This window comes from Brevibacillus sedimenti, assembly GCF_020923495.1.
Taxonomy (GTDB): Bacteria; Bacillota; Bacilli; order Brevibacillales; family Brevibacillaceae; genus Brevibacillus; species Brevibacillus aydinogluensis.
Map to the genome: position 1 here is coordinate 434795 of NZ_CP064048.1, position 17861 is coordinate 452655.

Below are 17861 nucleotides of genomic sequence, written 5' to 3' on the forward strand. Positions count from 1 at the left end.
TTTTTAGGCGAACTGACGGTTCAGGTTGGCCATTTCGATGGCAGCCGCAGCCGCTTCCCATCCTTTGTTGCCTGCTTTGGTGCCGGCCCGCTCGATCGCCTGCTCGATCGAGTCTGTCGTCAGCACGCCAAAAATCACGGGAACGCCGGTAGCCAGGGAAATGGACGCCACCCCTTTGGCGCATTCGCTGCACACGTAATCAAAGTGAGGCGTCGCCCCGCGAATCACCGCGCCAAGCGTGACAACGGCGTCGTAGCGGCCGGACTCCGCCATTTTCTTGGCGATCAGCGGAATCTCAAAAGCCCCCGGCACCCAGGCCACGTCGACGTTTGCATCCTCCACGCCGTGCCGCTTCAGCGCGTCCAGCGCGCCGCCGAGCAGTTTGCTGACAATCAATTCGTTAAACCGGGCTGCCACAATGCCTACGCGCAGACCCGTTCCTACCAGATTTCCCTCGAACACTTTCATGGTTGTTCACTCCTTATTCAAAGTTGGAGCAGGTGACCCAGCTTCTCGTGTTTGACGGCCAGGTACCGCTTGTTGTGCGGATGGGCGGGGATCTGTATCGGCACGCGCTCCGCCACTTCCAGTCCGTAGCCGCTGAGGCCGCGGATTTTTCGCGGGTTGTTGGTCAACAGCCGCATGCGTTTCACGCCCAGATCGCGCAGAATTTGCGCCCCGATCCCGTAGTCGCGAAGGTCGGCGGGGAATCCCAGCTTTTCGTTTGCTTCCACGGTGTCGTAGCCGTCCTCCTGCAGCTTGTAGGCTCGCAGCTTGTTGATCAGGCCGATGCCGCGCCCCTCCTGCCGCATGTACAGGAGAACGCCCCGCCCTTCCGCTTCGATCTGCCGCAGGGCGGCGTGCAGTTGCGGGCCGCAATCGCAGCGGTGCGAGCCGAATATATCGCCGGTCAGGCACTCGGAGTGGACCCGCACCAGCACCGGTTCGTCCGGCGTGATCTCGCCCTTGATCACCGCCACGTGTTCTTTGCCGTCCAGTTCGTTGGTGTAGGCGGCGATGCGGAAGTCGCCGTATTCGGTGGGCAGCTTCACCTCGATTTCCCGTTTGACCAGCCGCTCCGTCCGCATCCGGTAGCGGATCAGGTCGGCGATGGTGATCAGTTTGAGATCAAAACGTTCGGCGATCTCGGCCAGTTGGGGCAGGCGGGCCATTGTCCCGTCCTCGTTCATGATTTCGCAGATCACCCCGGCGGGAAATGCACCCGCCAGCCGGGCCAGATCGACGGCTGCCTCGGTGTGGCCGGCCCGGCGCAGAACGCCGCCCGGTTTGGCGATCAGCGGAAAGATATGGCCCGGGCGCCGAAAATCGTCCGCCGTTTTTCGATCGTCCAGCATCGCCAGCACCGTGCGCGAGCGCTCGTGAGCGGAGATGCCCGTATGGGTGCCGGCTTCGTCGATGGAGACGGTAAACGCCGTCCCCTGCCGGTCGGTATTGGCCTCCACCATCGGCTTGAGCTTTAGCCGGGCGGCGTGTTCGTCCGTGATCGGCACGCAGACGAGGCCGCGTCCGTGCGTCACCATGAAATTGATCATCTCCGGCGTGGCCGCTTCCGCCAGGCAGACGAAATCCCCTTCGTTTTCCCGGTCCTCGTCATCCACGACGATCACCGCTTTTCCCCGTTTCAAGTCTTCCAGCGCTTCTTCTATGGCATGGAACATGATCGGTTCCCTCCCTTCTGTTTTGACAGCACCCGTCGATTCCATCAGAGGAACCCGTGCTCTCGCAAAAACTCCGGCGTAAGCCCCGTCCGCCGCTCCTGCTGCGGCTGTTCAGAGCGCCACGCCAGCAGTCGCTCCACGTACTTGCCGATGACGTCCGCTTCGAGGTTGACCGGATCCCCGATCTGCTTGTCCCGCAGATTGGTGTGGGCCAAGGTGTGCGGGATGATGGAGACGGAAAAGCTTTCCGCGTCCACATCGACGACCGTCAGGCTGATGCCGTCCAGGCAGATTGAGCCGCGCGGCACCACGTATTTGAGCAGATCCGGCTCCGCTCCGATCCGAAACAGCACCGCGTTGGCATGCGGGTGGCGCGAGAGAATGGTTCCCGTCCCGTCCACGTGGCCGGAGACGATGTGGCCGCCAAAGCGGTCCCCCAGCCTCATCGCCCGCTCCAGGTTGACGATCTGCCCCCGTTTTGCCTGCCGCAAACTGGTTTTGTTCAGGGTCTCCGGCATTACGTCCACACTGAAGTGACGGTCGCTATGGGACGTTACGGTCAGGCAGACGCCGTTGACGGCAATGCTGTCGCCGATGCGGACACCTTCCAGCACCCGTTCGGCACGGATCACCATGCGGCATGCCTTGCCGTCACCCGTTACGCTCTCCACTACGCCCACTTCTTCCACCAGTCCGGTAAACATGGCGTCGCACTCCTCCTCGTTTCTCACGATTGCGCATCCCAGACGGGGTAACCGGTGATCCGCAGGTCGTGCGGTCCCACCTGCTCCCACTCGACATCGGCCAGCTGCACCGCCTCGTCCATCCGTTCCAGCCCCTGGCCGCCAAACGGAGTGGGGGCGCCGGCGCCGCCGACCAGCTTCATGGAGAGGTAGGCGACGATCTTTTGGACCGCCCGCGCGCCCAGAAACGAACCGTTTACCTCCGCACCGCCTTCTACCAACAGCGAGGTGATGCCGCGCGCTCCCAATTCGTCCAGCACCCTCTCCACCGTGACCAATCCGTCCGGCACGATTACCGTAACGCCGCGCTCCTCCAGCGCCGCCCGCTTCTCTGCCGGCGCATCCGCCGAGGTGACAATCCACGTCGGCGCCTTGCCGTCATTCACCACGCGGGCATCCAGCGGTGTGCGCAGCTGCCTGTCCAAAATGACCCGCACCGGCTGACGTCCTGTCACCCTGCCCGACGTCCGGGCGGTCAGCTCGGGGTCGTCGGCGATTACCGTCCCAACCCCGACGAGAATCGCGTCGTTTTGCCGGCGCAGTTCGTGCACCTGCCCGCGCGCTTCCTCTCCCGTGATCCAGCGGCTGTGCCCCGTCACGGTGGCGATTTTGCCGTCCAAAGTGCTGGCCGTCTTCACGGTGACGAACGGTCGCCGGGTGGTGATGTAGTGGAAAAAGACTTCGTTGAGCCGCCGCGCCTCCGTCTCCCCAATGCCGACGGTGACCTCTACGCCAGCGTCGATCAGGCGGGACACCCCCTGCCCCGCCACCTGTGGATTGGGGTCCAGCACGGCCACCACCACACGGCTGATCCCCGCCTGGATGACTGCATCGGCGCAGGGAGGCGTACGTCCGTAATGGCTGCACGGCTCCAGCGTGACGTACAAGGTGGCTCCTCTTGCCCGTTCGCCGGCCATCCGCAGCGCGTGCACCTCCGCATGCGGCTCGCCCGCTTTCAGGTGGGCGCCCATGCCGACGACCTCGCCGTCTTTCACCACCACGGCCCCCACCAGCGGATTGGGGCTGGTCTGTCCCGCGGCGGAACGCGCCAGCTGCAGCGCCAGTGCCATGAATCGTGTGTCGTGTTCCATCGTGCGCTCCTTTCCCGCTTCGTTTTCGCCCCAACAAAAAATGCCCTGATGTCGGATCAGGGCATAGGGGAATAAGCCTGTTGCTGTCCGTTTTTTCAACAAACGGATGCACAGGCTCACCAAATACCTTCTCCCATCCGGACTGTACCGTCGGCCTTGGAATTTCACCAAGTCAGTCGCTGTCGGCCTAAAGCCAAAAGCGAGTCGCGGGCTGAGACGTGCGTTCGTCATCACCGCCGGTCGGGAATTTCACCCTGCCCTGAAGGTTGGTATTCAGTTACGGGCATTATACCACATATTCAGACGGGTCCAACACTTTTTTCGGTAATTGACTCGTCGTGCTTCTCCTTACGGCATGTCGTCCGGTTGATCATCCGGTCTTGGCACGTCCGGTTTTCCGTCAGGATTGTTGTACAGGTACTGCGGCACGTCGCCGATGACGAGCGAGTGAGTAATCGGAATTTTGGTGGTCACCGTCTTCTGGTCGGTGGCAAACGGGATGACGATCCGTAAATCGACTTCGACGTAGATGTACACCGTGACCAGGACCATGTTGATCCCCGCTTCTTTCATCTCCGTATTAAGGCGCGTCTTTACCGCTCCGATCGGCACAAAAGTGACGGGAAGTTCCGGCCCCATCTGCGCCAGGAAGCTGTTGCCCGTCGCCAATCCGAGGGGGATGTACCGATCCACTTTTTCGTCTTCCAATTCCCTCAATCGCTGCTGTACGCGGGACGTGGTTTCCCCCACAATCCGCGAATACTCCTTGAAATTGAACTGGTACGCCTGAATTTTTCCCTCGTTGTCCTTTTCAATCTTGACGATCTGGTTGAAGTCTACACCCTGCTGCGTGATCCGCTTCGTCACCGCGTCGGTGATGGCCTGTTTGGCCAACTGCTCCGCCTTTTGTGACGCCAGGATCAGCAGCGTCGGCTTCAGACGTTTCTCGACAAACACCAGAAACTGGATCATCAACACGAAAAATATGACCAGCGCGATAAAAAAAGCTTTCGTGCGCGAAAGCGGATTTCTCCATCGCCGACGGGGTCGAAAAAGCGCCACGCCCGTCACCTCCCAGTTGGTACATCCTATGCGGGAGGGGGGCAAAAGAGAAGCCGAACCTGCCTTAGGCGGTTCGGCTCGGCTGCTCGATGCTGCTTTTCGCTGCTGCCGTCTGCACGTGACAACCGACTCCCTCGGCCTCAAGAAAGGGGCAGAGGAGGTACAAGCGTTATTTCACGTGGCCAATCAGTCCTGTCGCTAGCTCCGGGAAAAACGCCAACAACGCGATGAACGCCAGCATGATCACGGCGTACGGGGCCGCGCCGCGCACAATCAGGGCGATCGGCGTGGACGGGTCGACGCCCTTGAGCACAAACAGGTTCAGTCCCACGGGCGGCGTAATCAGGGCCAGCTCCATGTTGACCACCATGATGATCGCAAACCAGATGGGGTCAAAGCCCAGAGACGTGATGATCGGATACAAAATGGGCAGAGTGATGACCAGGATGGAGACCGTCTCCAGGAAGCATCCGAGCACGAGCAGGAGCAGGTTGATCAGGATGAACACGACCCACTTCGAGACCGGCAGGCTGGTGGCCATCTCCGTCATCGCCTGCGGAATCTGCAGGGAGGTGAGAATGAAGCCGAACAGCATCGCCCCGACGATGATGAACAGGATCATCGCGTTGGTTGCGACGGTTGACAGCAGGATGTTTTTGATGTTGGCCCAGGTGAGGCTGCGGTAGACGATCCCCGCCACCAGCAGGCTGAATACTACGCCGACGGCAGCCGCCTCGGTGGGGGTGAACACCCCGGTGTAGATGCCGCCGATGATCAAAACAGGCATCAAGAGACCCCAGACTGCTTTGCGCGTCCCCTGCCAACGCTCCTGCCAGCTGGCCGGCGCGTCTTTGATATGGCGCATGCTCCACGACGCGTACACCATAAAAATCACCAGCAGCACAATACCCGGCACGACTCCGGCGATAAACAGCTTGCCGACCGATTCGCCGGTGACCGAGCCGTAGATGATCATTGGGACGCTGGGCGGGATCAGGATGCCCAAGGTACCGCCCGCCGCCAACAGACCCAACACCGTTTTTTTGTCATAACCCCGTGTGGTCATTTCGGGTATTGCCACCGTGCCGATCGTCACTGCCGTCGCCACGCTGGAACCGGAGATGGCGGAAAAGATACCGCAGCACAACAGTGTGGCCAGCCCGAGGCCGCCCGGCAGATGACGCAACCAGCGGCTGGCCATTTCGTACAGCTCCCTGCCTACGCCGCTGTAGAGCAGAATCTGACTCATCAGCACGTACATCGGCAGTGCACTGATGGTAAAGTCATCCAGTGATTTGTATGCGATGATGGGAATCTGGTGCAGCCCCAGCACGCCGCCATTGAACCAGTACAGGCCGATTGCTGCCAACAGCGAGAGGGCAAAGGCCACCGGCACACCGATCAAGAGCAGCGCGGCCATGCCGCCTGTAAAAAACAGGCCCATTACGCCTCGCCCCCTTTCCCGCCGCGTATGCAGTCCACCGCCTGCAGCAGAAAGGCGAGACTCAGCAGGGTGCCGCCAATCGGCAGCAGCATTTCAGGAATGTACATGGGTATCTGCAAGAGCGAGGTGGAGGTAAAACCGAGCTCCATCGACCGCTTGACGTGTTCCCAGCTGAAGATGGCAAACAGCAGGCTGAACGCGAGCCCCAGCAGGGCGGAAACGATCAGCAGCCAGCGCCGCGCGGCGGCCGGCACGTTGTGCAGGAGCAAATCCACCTTGATGTGGGCGTCTACCCGGACCGCGTACGCCGCCCCGATGAAACAACTGCCGATGATCGCGTAAACGGACAGCTCGGTGGCCCAGGCAGTTGGGGCGTCAAAGAGCGAACGGGAGACAATCTCGTAAAAAATCATGCCCGTCGTCACCACGATCAGGATCCCCGCCGCAATTCCCCCCCACAGGATCAAGCGGTCCAGCCAGCGGTACAGGTAAGAAAACCATTTCATTCAGCGTCCTCCCTTTCTCGCATTCTGCCGCACGGTTACTTGATGTTCTGCACGTCGTCCAGCAGCTCTTTGCCCAAGTCCCCGGCGGTTTTCAGGTACTCGTCCCAGGCGGGCTTGGCCGCTTCCTTCCACTGCGGCAGGTCGCTCTCCGGCACCACGTACACGTCCATGCCTCTTTGTTTCAACTGCTCGGTCGTCTGTTTGTCCTCTTCTTCTGCCTGTTTGCGGATCCACTCTTCCGTCTCCCTGGCCGTCTCGGTCAACAGTTCCTGCGTTTTGGGCGGCAGCGCGTCCCAGTACTGCTTGTTCACTGCGAGCAGGAATTCCAGGTAGGCGTAGTTGACGACGGTCAAATAGCGTGACACCTCGTCGTACTTGCGTTGCACCATCGCTGTCGTGCCGGAGGTGGCGCCGTCGATCGTCTTGCGCTGCAGCGCCATGTACACTTCACCTGCGCCCATAAAGACAGGGGCCGCGCCGTACCCCTGGATCATCACCGACGGGATGTGACCGATGCTGCGAATTTTCAGTCCGTGAAAGTCTTCCGGCTTGGTCAGCGGGCGGACGCTGTTGGCGAATTGGGCATAGCCATAGTCGGCGTACATCAGCACTTTGGCCCCCTTCTTCTCCATCTCCGCATTCAGCTTTTGTCCGACAGGTCCGGCCAGGGCCTTGCCCGCCAGCTCGTAGGTGGGAAACGCGAACGGCACGTCAAAAATACCCATCGCCGGCACCACCGACGACCACAGCGTGGACGAGTTGACCCCCATCTCGACGCCGCCCGTCAGGATCGCTTGGTTCATTTCCTTGTCGCTCAGCAGTTGCCCGGCCGGATACACCTGGATTTTCACCTTGCCGCCGGAGCGCTCCGTCACTTTTTTTGCGAACTCTTCCACCCCGCGCGCGATGTGATGGTCCTGCGGCAGGTTGTAGGCGAGACGGATGGTCGCCTCCTGGTAGCCGTCAGCGGATGCCACCTGCCCGCCTGACGTGCCGTCAGCCGCAGTGCCCCCTGGTGCCGCCGCTCCGCCGCAGCCGGCCAGCAGACTGCCCAGTAGTCCGATCGTCGTCCATACGCTGATCCAACTTTTTTTCATTGTGGTTTTCCTCCCTTGGTCATCAGTGAATCGTTAATCATTGGCGTTTTTTCGATTCAACCAGCCGGATGCGGCCAAGCGGCTTGCGCTTGGAAAGGCTGACGGCATAATCGGCAGCGTCCAGCAGCTTGGAAAAATCTACTCCGGTACGCACCTTCATCCGTTCAAACATGTACACGACATCCTCCGTCGCCGCGTTGCCGGCAGCGCCCGGCGCAAACGGACAGCCGCCCAGTCCGCCGACCGCTGTCTCGAAGCTGCGGATTCCCGCCGTGTAAGCGGCGTACGTGTTTGCCAGCGCCAAGCCGCGGGTGTCGTGCAGATGCAGCGCGATTCGCTCCGTCCCCACGGCGTCGATCAGCCGTCTGGACAGCGCGTACACTTCGTCCGGAACCGCGATGCCGATCGTGTCGGCGATACCGATCTCATCCGCACCAGCGGCAATCGCCTGCTCGGCCAACTGGAGCACGACGTCCGGATCTACCCTTCCAGAGAACGGACACCCGAAACTGGTGGCGATGGAAAAACGGATCCGCTGCCCCGCCTGCCGGACCAGCGGAACAAGCTCGCGGAAGGCATCCAGATTTTCCTCAATCGTCTGGTTGATGTTGTGCCGGTTGAACGCCGGACTGGCGGAAGTGACCCAGTTGATTTCGTCCAGCCGGCACGCTGCCGCCCGCTCAAATCCCCTCCGATTGGGAATGAGCGCGGCAAACGAGACCCCGGACACCCGGGGGAGCCCGTCCATCACCGCTTCAGCATCGGCCATCTGGGGCACGCGCTGCGGATGGACAAACGACACCGCCTCGATCCGGCGCAGGCCCGCATTGACAAGCATGCCGATCAGACGCAGCTTTTTCTCAGTCGGGATGAAGCACGGTTCGTTTTGCAAGCCGTCACGCGGCCCCACTTCGATGATCGTCACGTCTGTCGTCATATGGCTTTCTTCTCCTTCAGCCGGGCTAGCTCAGCATCATCCAGTCTGAGCAGACCCTTGAGGATTTCCTCGTTGTGCTCCCCCAGCCGCGGCCCCACCCACTCGTGTCCGCCGGGCGTCTCCGACAGCTTGGGGACAACTCCGGGAAACAGCACCGTCTCTCCGTCAGGCAGACGGATTTCCTCCAGCATGTTACGTGCCCGGTAGTGTTCGTCCTCGACAATCTCCACGATGCTGTAGATTGGCCCAACGGGAACAGCCGCCTCGTCCAGACGGCGCTGCACCTCCTGGAGTGGATGCTGCTTTGTCCACTCCTCAATCACCTGATCGATGAATGCTACGTTTTCCGCCCGTCCCTGATTGGTGGCATATCGGGGGTCTTCCGCCAGGTCGCTGCGGCCGATGGCGTGCATTAGCCGCTTAAAGATGCTGTCCCCATTGGCGCCGATCACGACGTACTTGCCGTCAGCGCACAGGTAGGTGTTGGATGGCGCGATGCCTGGCAGCGAACTGCCTGTCCGCTCCCGCACCACCCCTTTCAGGTCGTATTCAGGCAGCACGCCTTCCAGCAGGCTGAACACGGCTTCGTACAAGGCTACGTCCACCAGTTGTCCTCTTCCTTCCGGCGAGCGGCTGCGGGCGTGAAGCGCCATCAGCGCCCCAATCACCGCGTACAGGCCCGCCGTAAGGTCGCCGATCGCGATGCCCACCCGCACCGGCGGTCGATCGGGAAACCCGGTCAAGTAACGCAGGCCGCCGATTGCTTCCGCCACGCTGCCGAATCCCGGCTTGCTGCTGTAGGGACCGGTCTGCCCGTAACCGGAGATGCGGACCATGATCAGCCCAGGGTTGATTCCGCTCAGCACCTCGTAACCAAGTCCCCATTTCTCCAGCGTCCCGGGCCGAAAATTTTCGATGACGATGTCCACCTCACGGGCCAGCGAGCGGATGATCTCCTGCCCTTCTTCCTTGCGCATGTCAACGGTTATCGATTTTTTGTTGCGTGCCTGGACATACCACCAGACGGACGTGTCGTGGTGCATTGTCCGCCAGTTGCGCAGCGGGTCACCCTTCTCTGGGGGCTCCACCTTGATCACCTCTGCTCCGAACTCGGCAAAAATCTTGCCGGCGAACGGCGCGGCCACCAGTGTGCCCAGTTCCAGCACGCGCACACCCTGCAGCGGTTTTCGTGCGTTCATCGGTCCCCTCCTTGTCGTATTGTTCTGCGTTTGGTTTCCATGCACAGGCGAAAATCGCGGGTAATGTGCTCAGCCATTCGCGCTGCAGCCGCGTCTGCGTCGCGCCTGCGAATCGCGTCGAGGATCGCCCCGTGCTCGGCAATGACGGTCTCCGGCCGATGCGGGTGCACCTGCAGGATGGCGTTGCGGTAGAACGAAATCAGCACCTTCAGATCGTTCATGATTTTGGCCATGTATGGGTTTTTGCTCGCTTCCGCGATGCGTTGGTGAAAAGCGAAATGGAGCTCGTGCGTTCTGCGGGCGTCGCTGTCACGGGCAATGTCCGCCATTTGTGCCAACAGTTCCTGCAGGTCGGCCAATTCCTCTTCTGTCCGGCGCTCGGCGGCAAAACGGGCGGCCGCCGGTTCCAGATGGAGACGGCACTCGAACAGCGAGGTAAAATCTTCGAACGTCGGCTCGTAGACCGTGACCCCTCCCTGTGCCTGCACCACCACCAGACCGTCCTTTTCCAGCCGGCGGATCGCTTCGCGTATCGGGCTGCGGCTCACGCCCGTCTCTTCACACAAGCGCTCCTCGATCAACCGCTGCCCCGGTGCAAGCCCGCCAAACAGTATCTGTTCCCGCAAATATTCGTACACTTGTTCCTGAAGCGTCTCGCTGCGCTTAATAATCCTGGGCATGATCCTCAAACCCTTCCCCTGTCATGAATACTGTATGCTGTATACAAATTGTTTTCCAAATAGTAATTTAATTCCGAAAAGAATGTCAATTATTTCTGGTTGAAATATGTCCGACTAGAAAATAGCGCCTGCGTGCGCCGCCCAAAACCGCGTACAGACTTTTTGGGAAAAATCGTCTACAATGAGGGAAACGACTGGAAAAAAGGGGAGAGATGAGCATGGCAGTGAAAAAGATCGAACACGTCGGCCTGATGGTCAAGGATCTGGAGCGGTCGATCGCCTTTTACCGGGATGTCGTGGGCTTGGAATGCCGCGGTACGCTGGTCCACACCAACCCCGGGATCACGCTGGCGTTTCTGGGGTTCCCCGGCACCACGGAGACGGAACTGGAACTGATCCACGGCTATAACAGCGAGCTGCCGGTGGAAGGCAAGGTGCACCACCTCGCGTTTACGGTGGACAACCTGGACGAGGAAATCGAGCGGCTGAAACGGTTGGGCGTCACCTTTGTGGACGATGCGCCGACGACGCTGCCCAACGGTTCGCGCTACATCTTTTTCGAGGGGCCGGACGGGGAACGGCTGGAACTCTTTGAATCTACCCGCTGACGGCATAGGCCCGTCACGCGAGACGGAGGGATGCCGATGAGGCTGCACAAAGGGGACGTCCTGTTTCGCCAGGGCGAGCGGGGACCGCTTTTTCGCATCCAGTCGGGCCTGTTGAAGGTGGTCAGGGTGCAGCAGGACGGCTCACCGTTTCTGTTCAACATTCTGCTGCCCGGAGAAATCGTTCCCCATCATTCGCTCCTGTCGGACAAGGAATACCACGGAACCGCAATCGCCCTGATGACCAGCGACGTGGACGTCATCCCTCCGGACGAGTGGTACCGCTCGCTGGAGGAAAACCCGCTGATGTACCGGGACATCGCATTGCAGCTCCAGATGAAGCTGCGGCTCACCCAGCAGCGCATGGACCAATTAACCGCTTCCTCTCCGGCGGACAAGCTGGCTCTGTTGACCGATTGGTTTCGCACGTACGTGGGCGATTACGCCTTGACCGAGCTGCTCACCCAGGAAGAGATCGGCCAGTTGGTCGGGCTGCGGCGGGAGACGGTGAACCGGCTGCTGCGTAAAAACACGTAGGCACACCATGGAACAGCACCATAGTGTGCCTGTTTGTCGTTACAGGCTATCGTTACAGGTCTTCCGTGATCGCGGACAGCTGGTCGGCGGAGACGGCCACCTGCGATACCGATTTATTGATGTCTTCCATCACCTTGAAGAAGCGTTCCAGTTCCTGCTGGATGTGCGTACTCTGCTCTTTGCTCTCGGTCACCGCCTGCAGGATTTCCGCGAAAAAGGCGGTAGTCTCGGCAGTCATCGCGGTGCTGGACGCCACCATCTGCTCCACTTCCTTGACCACTGCGGACATGCTGACCGTCTGGGCGCTGGTCTTTTCGATCAGTTCCGTCACGCCGGAGACGGACTGTTTCGTCTGTTCCGCCAATTTGCGCACTTCGTCGGCCACGACGGCAAACCCGCGCCCTTGTTCTCCGGCACGAGCCGCTTCGATCGCGGCGTTGAGCGCCAGCAGGTTGGTCTGTTCGGCAATGGCGGTCACCACGTCGACGATGCCGCGAATTTTTTCGGCAATCTCCTCCAGTGTGCCCATTTCCGCAGCGATCTGCTGGGCGCTTTGCTGGATCAACTCCATCTGCTTCTGCTGGGTCTCCAGCTTTTCCCTGCCTTCCTGGGACAACTGCTGGGCGCGCAGGGAATGGCTCGTGCCGCTCTCTGCAAAGCGGAGCACGTCCCGTGATTGTTCCGTCAGCTGCTGCACCGACGTGTTGGTCTGCTCCGAAATGGCTGCCAGCTCGTGGGCGGACTGGGCCAGGACCTGACGAAGCTGCTCGTTTTTCCGCTGCGTTTCCTGCCGCATCCGCTCGTGCTCATTTTCGTACTCTTCCAGCACGAGCTGTTGTTCGATATTGAGGAGTTTCGTCACCACGGTCACGGCCCGGACAAAATCCTGCTTGTCCGCAATTGCATCGTCCATAATCTCGATCAGCGAGGCCAGCAGATTCTGAAACGAGCCAATGTACCATTTCGGTTCCAGCCCGATGTTCACGTGAACGATGGCGATCCGTCTGCGCTGCTCGATATAGGCGGCGTCGATCCGGCCGTTGAACATCTCCTGAATGTGCCGTCTCAGCGTCTGTTTGAGCCGTTCGATCGAGCTTTTATTCTCGATGATGGACATCAATTTCGGCTCTTGCTCCAGCTTGTCATAAAAGCTGTCAACGATGTTGTCGATGTGTTGGGCAATCAAGGGCTGAAGCGCTTTGACCACGGCCAGATCCTCTTCGGTCAAATAAATCATCGACAATTGTCTGGCCAGCTCGGACTGCGGATCGATGAGGATTTCTCCTTTATCCCGCATGTCCCGAAAAAAAGATTCGTCTTTGCGGCCGCTCTTTCGGCCGAACCAATTCGAAAATGGGCTTTTGCTCATTCTTTGCTCTCCTTTTTTTCCAGTAATTTTCACCATAACCCCCATTTGGCACCATCATCTACATACTTATACCCCGATCATGCTGCCTTCCAAACCCGTGCGTCTTCGCTGCAGCAAAAAAATGTCAGTCCGTTGTTTCATAATCGTTTGAAATAATCGTTTGAAAACCATTTTGTTTGGCGTATTCGCATCGGATCAAGTCCAGTCAATACGCGACGAATAGGCATTCCCCAAGGAAACAAATAGCGGAAAGTGAGGCACACTACAGGAAGGAAACCGGGCTGTCCGTCAACACGAAAACGGCAAGCGGACGGGCGTGACGTCATACCCTTGATGGTGACACCGATCGGAAAAAGGAGGCGGTATCCCATGAAGACGTCCGACCCGGACCAGGTCGTCCGCAGCGCTCCAAGCAGAGAGGCGCTGCGGACGGCTTACGAGCTGATCCTGACGCGCATCTGGCCGCGCATGGCTGCCCGTCAGTCTCCGAGCGACGGCGCGTCCCAAAACGCACCCCCTCCCTCATCATCCATCGGCAGGAGCATGGTTCATGAAGATTCGACTGATACAGAACGGACTGATCACCCAGATTGACGACCTCGACGAGACACGCACACCGCCCGCCGTCGGCTTTTACTGGATCGACGCCACCCTGTTTGACCTTGATGTGCTGCAGCCGCTGTTCGGGCTGCACGACCTGGCGATCGACGACTGTCTGGATGAGGAGGAGCAGCGACCCAAGCTGGAGATTTACCACGATCACTATTTCATCGTCATTAACAATGCGGAATTCCGCGACCAGGATATCTTTTTGCGAGAGGTCAACATTTTTTTGGGCAGCCACTACATCATCACTGTCAGCAAGCATCCCCACGAAATCTACTCACGTCTGCTGCAAATCGTCAGGGAGGAAGAGCTGAACCGGCCGGACGCGTTTCTCTACCATCTGGTGGACCAGATCGTGGACCGGTATTTTGAGGTGGTCGAACATATCGAGGAACTGATCGAAAAACTGGAGGAAGACATCCTGCTCAACGTGCACAAGACACAGTTGAACCAGATCGTCGGCCTGCGGAGTGAAGTGCTGTACGCGCGCAAGATGCTCCTGCCGCAGCGCGATCTGATCGATGCGCTGCATACAAAAGAACTTCCGCTGATCGAACCCCGTCTGCGGAAGTACTTCGGCGATATATTGGAAAACGCGGTCAAGATCGTGGAAAGCTTCGATACGTTTCGCGACCTGATCAGCAACCTGCGGGAAGCGTACCACTCCGCCGTGGCCGGGCGGACGAACGACATCATGCGCATTTTTACCGCCCTGACCACGATTTTCATGCCGCTGACCATCGTGACCGGCATCTACGGGATGAACTTCGAATACATGCCGGAGTTAAAATCCCCATTTGGCTACTACCTCGTCCTCGCGTTCATGGCCGCGCTCGGCTTGACGATGTTCTGGATTTTCAAGCGAAAAAAGTGGCTTTGAAGGGACTCCCCGCGCAGCTTCATACCAGGCCGTCGCAGGCAACGATCATCAGTTGCAGCCGCTTGGACAGGTCGTATTCGTACGGCGACGCCACCGGCTCGCCTTTTTCGTCGTAGAGGATGCGGACGATGGGCCTGCTGGGCATGCCCTTGTTGGAATCGACGACCACGCCCGACTCGCCCGTATTGAGCGTCACCGACAAGCCCAGCGGGTAGAGGGAAATGGTGTCCCGCATGCATTCCACAAACGGCTTGGCAAACAACGTTTCCGTCCCGGCAAACAGCTTCTCCATCGCTTCGTGGGGCAGAAGCGACGGTCGGTAGATGCGGTGTGTAGTCAGCGCGTCAAACACGTCGCAAACGGCCACCAACTGGGCGTACGGATGAATCTCCCCGCCCTTCAAGCGGCGCGGATAGCCTGTCCCGTTCAGCCGTTCGTGGTGCTGGTACGCGCAGTGGGCAGACAGCAGCGGAATGTCTTCCTGCCGGCGCAGCAGTTCAAACCCGTACTCGGCGTGCTTTTTCATCACTTCATACTCTTCCGGGGTGAGGCGGTTCGGCTTTTTCAAGATTTCGTCGGGAATGGCCATCTTGCCGATGTCGTGCATCATGGCACCGATGCCGATCTCCAGCACCTCTCGTTCTGAAAAACCGGATTTGATTGCCAGCGCAGTGGCGTACAGCGTGACGTTGAAGGAGTGGGAGAAAATGTAGTGATCAGAGGCGCAGACATCCGCCAGCAGGTTCATCGCCGAACGGCAGGCTCTCAACTCGTCCGACACCCGGGACAACACCTGCCGCAGTTGACGGCCCAACTGCTTGTCCGAAAACACCTGCTGCCATTTGTGCGGAAACTCATGCACCGAGCGAAACGCGGTCTGGATGACGCTCATCGCTTCCCGCCGTGTCTGCTCCGACACAGGCGTTTCCAACACGATGTCGTCCGTGCGCTTGTCCTGTATATACAGCGTGGCGATGTTCATCTGTTTCAGCCTGTCCAGCATGCGCTGCGTCAATTCGACACCGGCGCCCACCAGAACGGTTCCGTTTTCCGCGTAAATGGGACGGGCCAGCGTGTCGCCCGGCCGAATCTTGTGGATCGAGGTCAATCTCATGTCCATTCTTCGCCTTTCGTCGTAGTACCCCTATTATAACGTGATTCGATCGGCTTCTACATGTTTTTCTCAACAAGGCCGCTCCTGTCGAAAAGAGGCACCTGTTTGCAAATGCAAAAAAATCGCCTCCGTCTCTGCCGACAAAGGCGACTTTTTTCCGCATTTCGCAAGGCTTCACATCCGGACAGGCTAAAACATTTTGCGGACGGCATCGCGACCGATCATGCCGGGGGTGATTCCCAGGCGCTCCGCCGTCACTGTCACCGATTCCAAGGGAGCGTCCAGCAGTTCCTCAATCGTTTTGACCCCCACAGCGCGGCCGGCGACGATCTCCCGGCTGGCCAGTCGTTCGTTCAACAAGCCGACATCCAGCGCGCCACACATGATGTACCCTTTGTCCGTGGTGACGGCAAGCAGTGTGGTTTTGGGCAAGCGCACGGTCACGGCGATGGCCGTTCCCTCTTCAAAACGGACGGGTGCGACCTCGATCATCGCAGATTCCTCCTTTGTCTCCAACTGTCGGTGCGCTTCCATCCTATGACATCCAGCCAGAAAGGGTGTTATCGCGAAAGCTCAATGCACCTGCGGGGAGGGAGACAGCTCGTCTTCCATCGCCACCTTTCGCTTCATCACTTCGATCATGTAGGTGGCCAGCATCTGAAACAGCTCTTCCTCCTCCATGTCCGACACCAGACGGAGCAAATCCTCCCGGGACTGTTCCGCCAAGATGCCGACGACGATGGCGACGATGTCCTCCTCGCTGCCGTTGAAGTGGCCTTTGTACAAATTGTACACTTCGTCGATAAACCGCATGATTCGCTCCTCCTTTCCCCTGTAGCATGCCCCATTCGCCGGGCAGGTGTTCAGGAATTCCGTCAGATGGTCACGGGCAGCCAGCGCGGTTCAAAGCCGGCGCGAACCAGTACGTCATCCCCCAGCGTCACCGCGAGGATGTCTCGTAAAAGCTCCGGGAGGTAAAACCGAATCTCGCCGCCGTCGGCCAGTTCCGGGAACAGGCGGCTGAACATAAACATATCCACAGTGCCTACCCGGTACGACCGCCCGAGATCAAGCGGCTCACCGTTCACTTCGACCCGCTCGATGTCCGGCTGCTCACCCGGGCGATACCACACCCGCAGGCCGTCCACGCCCATCCAGCCGATCTGGTTGCCCCGGAAGCCATAACCGCGCAGTTCCCGCTGCACCATTTCCGGCTGGACAGCCCGCTTCAGCACGCTCAGCAGCTGCTCCCCCGTCAGCGTGACGGCACAGGGATTGATCGGATGCGGCACGCAGGTCAACAGGTCTTTGTACGACACCGGGCCGTGCTTCAGCGTCGTAAGCAGCAGCCCGCCGTTGGCCAGACCCACCTCCGCTCCGGTCCACTTGCGCAGGCTGGCGGCCAACACCGAGCCAAACGGCGTTTCGTTTGTCCATCCGATGTCCAGATCGGTCGAGAGAGAAACCGCCGGACGATCCAGCAGGGTTTCCGCCGCCAGTGTTTCCCGCCGCAAGTAGTCGTCCAGCTCCGGTTCGGGCTGATAGTCGTTCGTGCGAAACAGCTCGGCGCTCAGACCGCTTACCTGTTTGGCCGCCGCATCCCAGGTCAGACGCACGTGTCCGACCAGCTCGCCATATCTGCCCGCCTGGGCGATCAACGTGCGGCCGATGCGCTCGCCATGCTCCAGTATATGATGGGTGTGGCCGCCGAGGATCACGTCCAGTCCATCCACCTCCCGGGCCAACTGGCAGTCCGCCTGATAGCCCAAATGGGACAGGAGCACGATTACGTCCACCTGAGGACGAAGCATGGCGACCTGCTCGCGGATCAGCGGCAGCGGCTCGCGCAGGTCCCACCCCATCATCCGGTAAAACGGGACAAACGGGATCGTCACCCCCAGAATCCCCACCCGCAAATCGGGCCAATGATGTACCGCGTACGGCACCGCCCACTGCGGCGTCTGCCCGCTCGCCGGCTCGATCAGATTGCCGGCCACCACTGTAAAGTCGGCGTGTTCGTATAAGGCGTCCAGTTTTTCTTTGGGGAAGGTAATCCCCTCGTTGTTGCCGATCGTCACGTACTGGTACCCGCTCCGGTTCAACACCCCGACGTTGGCCCGCCCCCACGTCGCTTCCGTTTTGAGGCTCATGCGGTCCACGTGGTCGCCGATGTCGACGGTCAGCACCCGCTCACCCTGCGCTTCCCACCTCTGCCGGTTCTGGCGCAGGCAGGAGGCGATCTGCGGCATGTTGGAAAAGTTGCTGTGCACGTCGTTGGTGTGCAGAATGTGCAAGGTACAAGTGTCCGCCAC

At 59.7% G+C, this 17861-nt stretch carries 20 protein-coding genes and 1 riboswitch; of the genes, 4 read left to right on the plus strand and 16 right to left on the minus strand.

Annotation, left to right across the window (positions count from 1 at the left end; all coding sequences use genetic code 11):
• Window positions 1-3 precede the first annotated feature (3 nt).
• The 11 genes from ribE to IRT44_RS02215 all read right to left on the minus strand — a co-directional run bounded on the left by ribE (window position 4) and on the right by IRT44_RS02215 (window position 10438).
• Complete coding sequence (gene ribE / locus IRT44_RS02165) at window positions 4-468, minus strand: 6,7-dimethyl-8-ribityllumazine synthase (protein ID WP_171566903.1); 465 nt, start codon at window positions 466-468, stop codon at window positions 4-6.
• Window positions 469-485: 17 nt separating this feature from the next.
• Complete coding sequence (locus IRT44_RS02170; protein WP_171566902.1) at window positions 486-1679, minus strand: bifunctional 3,4-dihydroxy-2-butanone-4-phosphate synthase/GTP cyclohydrolase II; 1194 nt, start codon at window positions 1677-1679, stop codon at window positions 486-488.
• Window positions 1680-1723: 44 nt separating this feature from the next.
• Complete coding sequence (locus IRT44_RS02175; protein WP_230077843.1) at window positions 1724-2383, minus strand: riboflavin synthase; 660 nt, start codon at window positions 2381-2383, stop codon at window positions 1724-1726.
• 23 nt (window positions 2384-2406) lie between these two features.
• A complete protein-coding gene (gene ribD / locus IRT44_RS02180) occupies window positions 2407-3513 on the minus strand; it encodes a bifunctional diaminohydroxyphosphoribosylaminopyrimidine deaminase/5-amino-6-(5-phosphoribosylamino)uracil reductase RibD (RefSeq protein ID WP_230077364.1) in 1107 nt (368 codons plus the stop codon).
• 121 nt (window positions 3514-3634) lie between these two features.
• Window positions 3635-3784, minus strand: a riboswitch (FMN riboswitch).
• Window positions 3785-3861: 77 nt separating this feature from the next.
• On the minus strand, window positions 3862-4584 hold the full coding sequence (yunB, locus tag IRT44_RS02185) for a sporulation protein YunB (protein WP_171566900.1): 723 nt from the start codon (window positions 4582-4584) through the stop codon (window positions 3862-3864).
• Between the two features lie 160 nt (window positions 4585-4744).
• Window positions 4745-6019, minus strand: a complete 1275-nt coding sequence (locus IRT44_RS02190; RefSeq protein ID WP_230077365.1) for a TRAP transporter large permease — start codon at window positions 6017-6019, stop codon at window positions 4745-4747.
• Window positions 6019-6525, minus strand: coding sequence for a TRAP transporter small permease (locus IRT44_RS02195; RefSeq protein ID WP_171566898.1), 507 nt, complete (start codon window positions 6523-6525; stop codon window positions 6019-6021). The genes IRT44_RS02190 and IRT44_RS02195 overlap by 1 nt, the downstream gene beginning before the upstream one ends.
• A 35-nt stretch (window positions 6526-6560) precedes the next feature.
• Window positions 6561-7622, minus strand: coding sequence for a TRAP transporter substrate-binding protein (locus IRT44_RS02200; RefSeq protein WP_230077366.1), 1062 nt, complete (start codon window positions 7620-7622; stop codon window positions 6561-6563).
• 37 nt (window positions 7623-7659) lie between these two features.
• Window positions 7660-8559, minus strand: a complete 900-nt coding sequence (locus IRT44_RS02205; RefSeq protein WP_230077367.1) for a hydroxymethylglutaryl-CoA lyase — start codon at window positions 8557-8559, stop codon at window positions 7660-7662.
• Window positions 8556-9758 carry a CaiB/BaiF CoA transferase family protein gene (locus IRT44_RS02210; protein ID WP_171566895.1) on the minus strand — a complete coding sequence of 401 codons (1203 nt, stop codon included), beginning with the start codon at window positions 9756-9758 and terminating at the stop codon, window positions 8556-8558. Before IRT44_RS02210 ends, IRT44_RS02205 begins: the two co-directional genes overlap by 4 nt.
• Window positions 9755-10438 (minus strand): GntR family transcriptional regulator, encoded by a 684-nt coding sequence (locus IRT44_RS02215; RefSeq protein ID WP_171566894.1) that lies wholly within the window; start codon window positions 10436-10438, stop codon window positions 9755-9757. The genes IRT44_RS02210 and IRT44_RS02215 overlap by 4 nt, the downstream gene beginning before the upstream one ends.
• Before the next feature lie 218 nt (window positions 10439-10656).
• Here IRT44_RS02215 and IRT44_RS02220 point away from each other — a divergent pair, with 218 nt between their 5' ends.
• Entirely contained in the window at window positions 10657-11046 is a 390-nt protein-coding gene (locus tag IRT44_RS02220) for a VOC family protein (RefSeq protein WP_171566893.1), read from the plus strand.
• 36 nt (window positions 11047-11082) lie between these two features.
• Window positions 11083-11580 carry a Crp/Fnr family transcriptional regulator gene (locus tag IRT44_RS02225; protein ID WP_171566892.1) on the plus strand — a complete coding sequence of 166 codons (498 nt, stop codon included), beginning with the start codon at window positions 11083-11085 and terminating at the stop codon, window positions 11578-11580.
• Between the two features lie 52 nt (window positions 11581-11632).
• Here IRT44_RS02225 and IRT44_RS02230 read toward each other — a convergent pair whose 3' ends face one another.
• Window positions 11633-12949, minus strand: coding sequence for a globin-coupled sensor protein (locus tag IRT44_RS02230; RefSeq protein ID WP_212133603.1), 1317 nt, complete (start codon window positions 12947-12949; stop codon window positions 11633-11635).
• A gap of 369 nt (window positions 12950-13318) precedes the next feature.
• Here IRT44_RS02230 and IRT44_RS02235 point away from each other — a divergent pair, with 369 nt between their 5' ends.
• The gene (locus IRT44_RS02235) at window positions 13319-13543 is read left to right on the plus strand and encodes a hypothetical protein (protein ID WP_230077368.1); all 225 of its coding nucleotides are present in this window, start codon (window positions 13319-13321) and stop codon (window positions 13541-13543) included.
• Entirely contained in the window at window positions 13500-14435 is a 936-nt protein-coding gene (gene corA / locus IRT44_RS02240; RefSeq protein WP_171566889.1) for a magnesium/cobalt transporter CorA, read from the plus strand. Before IRT44_RS02235 ends, corA begins: the two co-directional genes overlap by 44 nt.
• Before the next feature lie 19 nt (window positions 14436-14454).
• Here the strand turns inward: corA and IRT44_RS02245 are convergent, their stop codons facing one another.
• From IRT44_RS02245 to IRT44_RS02260, 4 genes are all read right to left on the minus strand, one after another.
• Window positions 14455-15549: an HD-GYP domain-containing protein gene (locus IRT44_RS02245; RefSeq protein ID WP_171566888.1), complete on the minus strand. Its 1095-nt coding sequence runs from the start codon at window positions 15547-15549 to the stop codon at window positions 14455-14457.
• A 189-nt stretch (window positions 15550-15738) separates the two neighbouring features.
• Window positions 15739-16041 (minus strand): YunC family protein, encoded by a 303-nt coding sequence (locus IRT44_RS02250; protein WP_171566887.1) that lies wholly within the window; start codon window positions 16039-16041, stop codon window positions 15739-15741.
• Between the two features lie 81 nt (window positions 16042-16122).
• Entirely contained in the window at window positions 16123-16362 is a 240-nt protein-coding gene (locus IRT44_RS02255; protein WP_171566886.1) for a DUF6154 family protein, read from the minus strand.
• A 62-nt stretch (window positions 16363-16424) separates the two neighbouring features.
• On the minus strand, window positions 16425-17861 hold the full coding sequence (locus tag IRT44_RS02260; RefSeq protein WP_212133605.1) for a bifunctional metallophosphatase/5'-nucleotidase: 1437 nt from the start codon (window positions 17859-17861) through the stop codon (window positions 16425-16427).

Bases quoted from the DNA above. Each gene is read 5' to 3' on its own strand.
- ribE (WP_171566903.1), bottom strand. From the start codon at position 468: ATGAAAGTGTTCGAGGGAAATCTGGTAGGAACGGGTCTGCGCGTAGGC.
- IRT44_RS02170 (WP_171566902.1), bottom strand. From the start codon at position 1,679: ATGTTCCATGCCATAGAAGAAGCGCTGGAAGACTTGAAACGGGGAAAA.
- IRT44_RS02175 (WP_230077843.1), bottom strand. From the start codon at position 2,383: ATGTTTACCGGACTGGTGGAAGAAGTGGGCGTAGTGGAGAGCGTAACG.
- ribD (WP_230077364.1), bottom strand. From the start codon at position 3,513: ATGGAACACGACACACGATTCATGGCACTGGCGCTGCAGCTGGCGCGT.
- IRT44_RS02190 (WP_230077365.1), bottom strand. From the start codon at position 6,019: ATGGGCCTGTTTTTTACAGGCGGCATGGCCGCGCTGCTCTTGATCGGT.
- IRT44_RS02195 (WP_171566898.1), bottom strand. From the start codon at position 6,525: ATGAAATGGTTTTCTTACCTGTACCGCTGGCTGGACCGCTTGATCCTG.
- IRT44_RS02200 (WP_230077366.1), bottom strand. From the start codon at position 7,622: ATGAAAAAAAGTTGGATCAGCGTATGGACGACGATCGGACTACTGGGC.
- IRT44_RS02205 (WP_230077367.1), bottom strand. From the start codon at position 8,559: ATGACGACAGACGTGACGATCATCGAAGTGGGGCCGCGTGACGGCTTG.
- IRT44_RS02210 (WP_171566895.1), bottom strand. From the start codon at position 9,758: ATGAACGCACGAAAACCGCTGCAGGGTGTGCGCGTGCTGGAACTGGGC.
- IRT44_RS02215 (WP_171566894.1), bottom strand. From the start codon at position 10,438: ATGCCCAGGATTATTAAGCGCAGCGAGACGCTTCAGGAACAAGTGTAC.
- IRT44_RS02220 (WP_171566893.1), top strand. From the start codon at position 10,657: ATGGCAGTGAAAAAGATCGAACACGTCGGCCTGATGGTCAAGGATCTG.
- IRT44_RS02225 (WP_171566892.1), top strand. From the start codon at position 11,083: ATGAGGCTGCACAAAGGGGACGTCCTGTTTCGCCAGGGCGAGCGGGGA.
- IRT44_RS02230 (WP_212133603.1), bottom strand. From the start codon at position 12,949: ATGAGCAAAAGCCCATTTTCGAATTGGTTCGGCCGAAAGAGCGGCCGC.
- IRT44_RS02235 (WP_230077368.1), top strand. From the start codon at position 13,319: ATGAAGACGTCCGACCCGGACCAGGTCGTCCGCAGCGCTCCAAGCAGA.
- corA (WP_171566889.1), top strand. From the start codon at position 13,500: ATGAAGATTCGACTGATACAGAACGGACTGATCACCCAGATTGACGAC.
- IRT44_RS02245 (WP_171566888.1), bottom strand. From the start codon at position 15,549: ATGAGATTGACCTCGATCCACAAGATTCGGCCGGGCGACACGCTGGCC.
- IRT44_RS02250 (WP_171566887.1), bottom strand. From the start codon at position 16,041: ATGATCGAGGTCGCACCCGTCCGTTTTGAAGAGGGAACGGCCATCGCC.
- IRT44_RS02255 (WP_171566886.1), bottom strand. From the start codon at position 16,362: ATGCGGTTTATCGACGAAGTGTACAATTTGTACAAAGGCCACTTCAAC.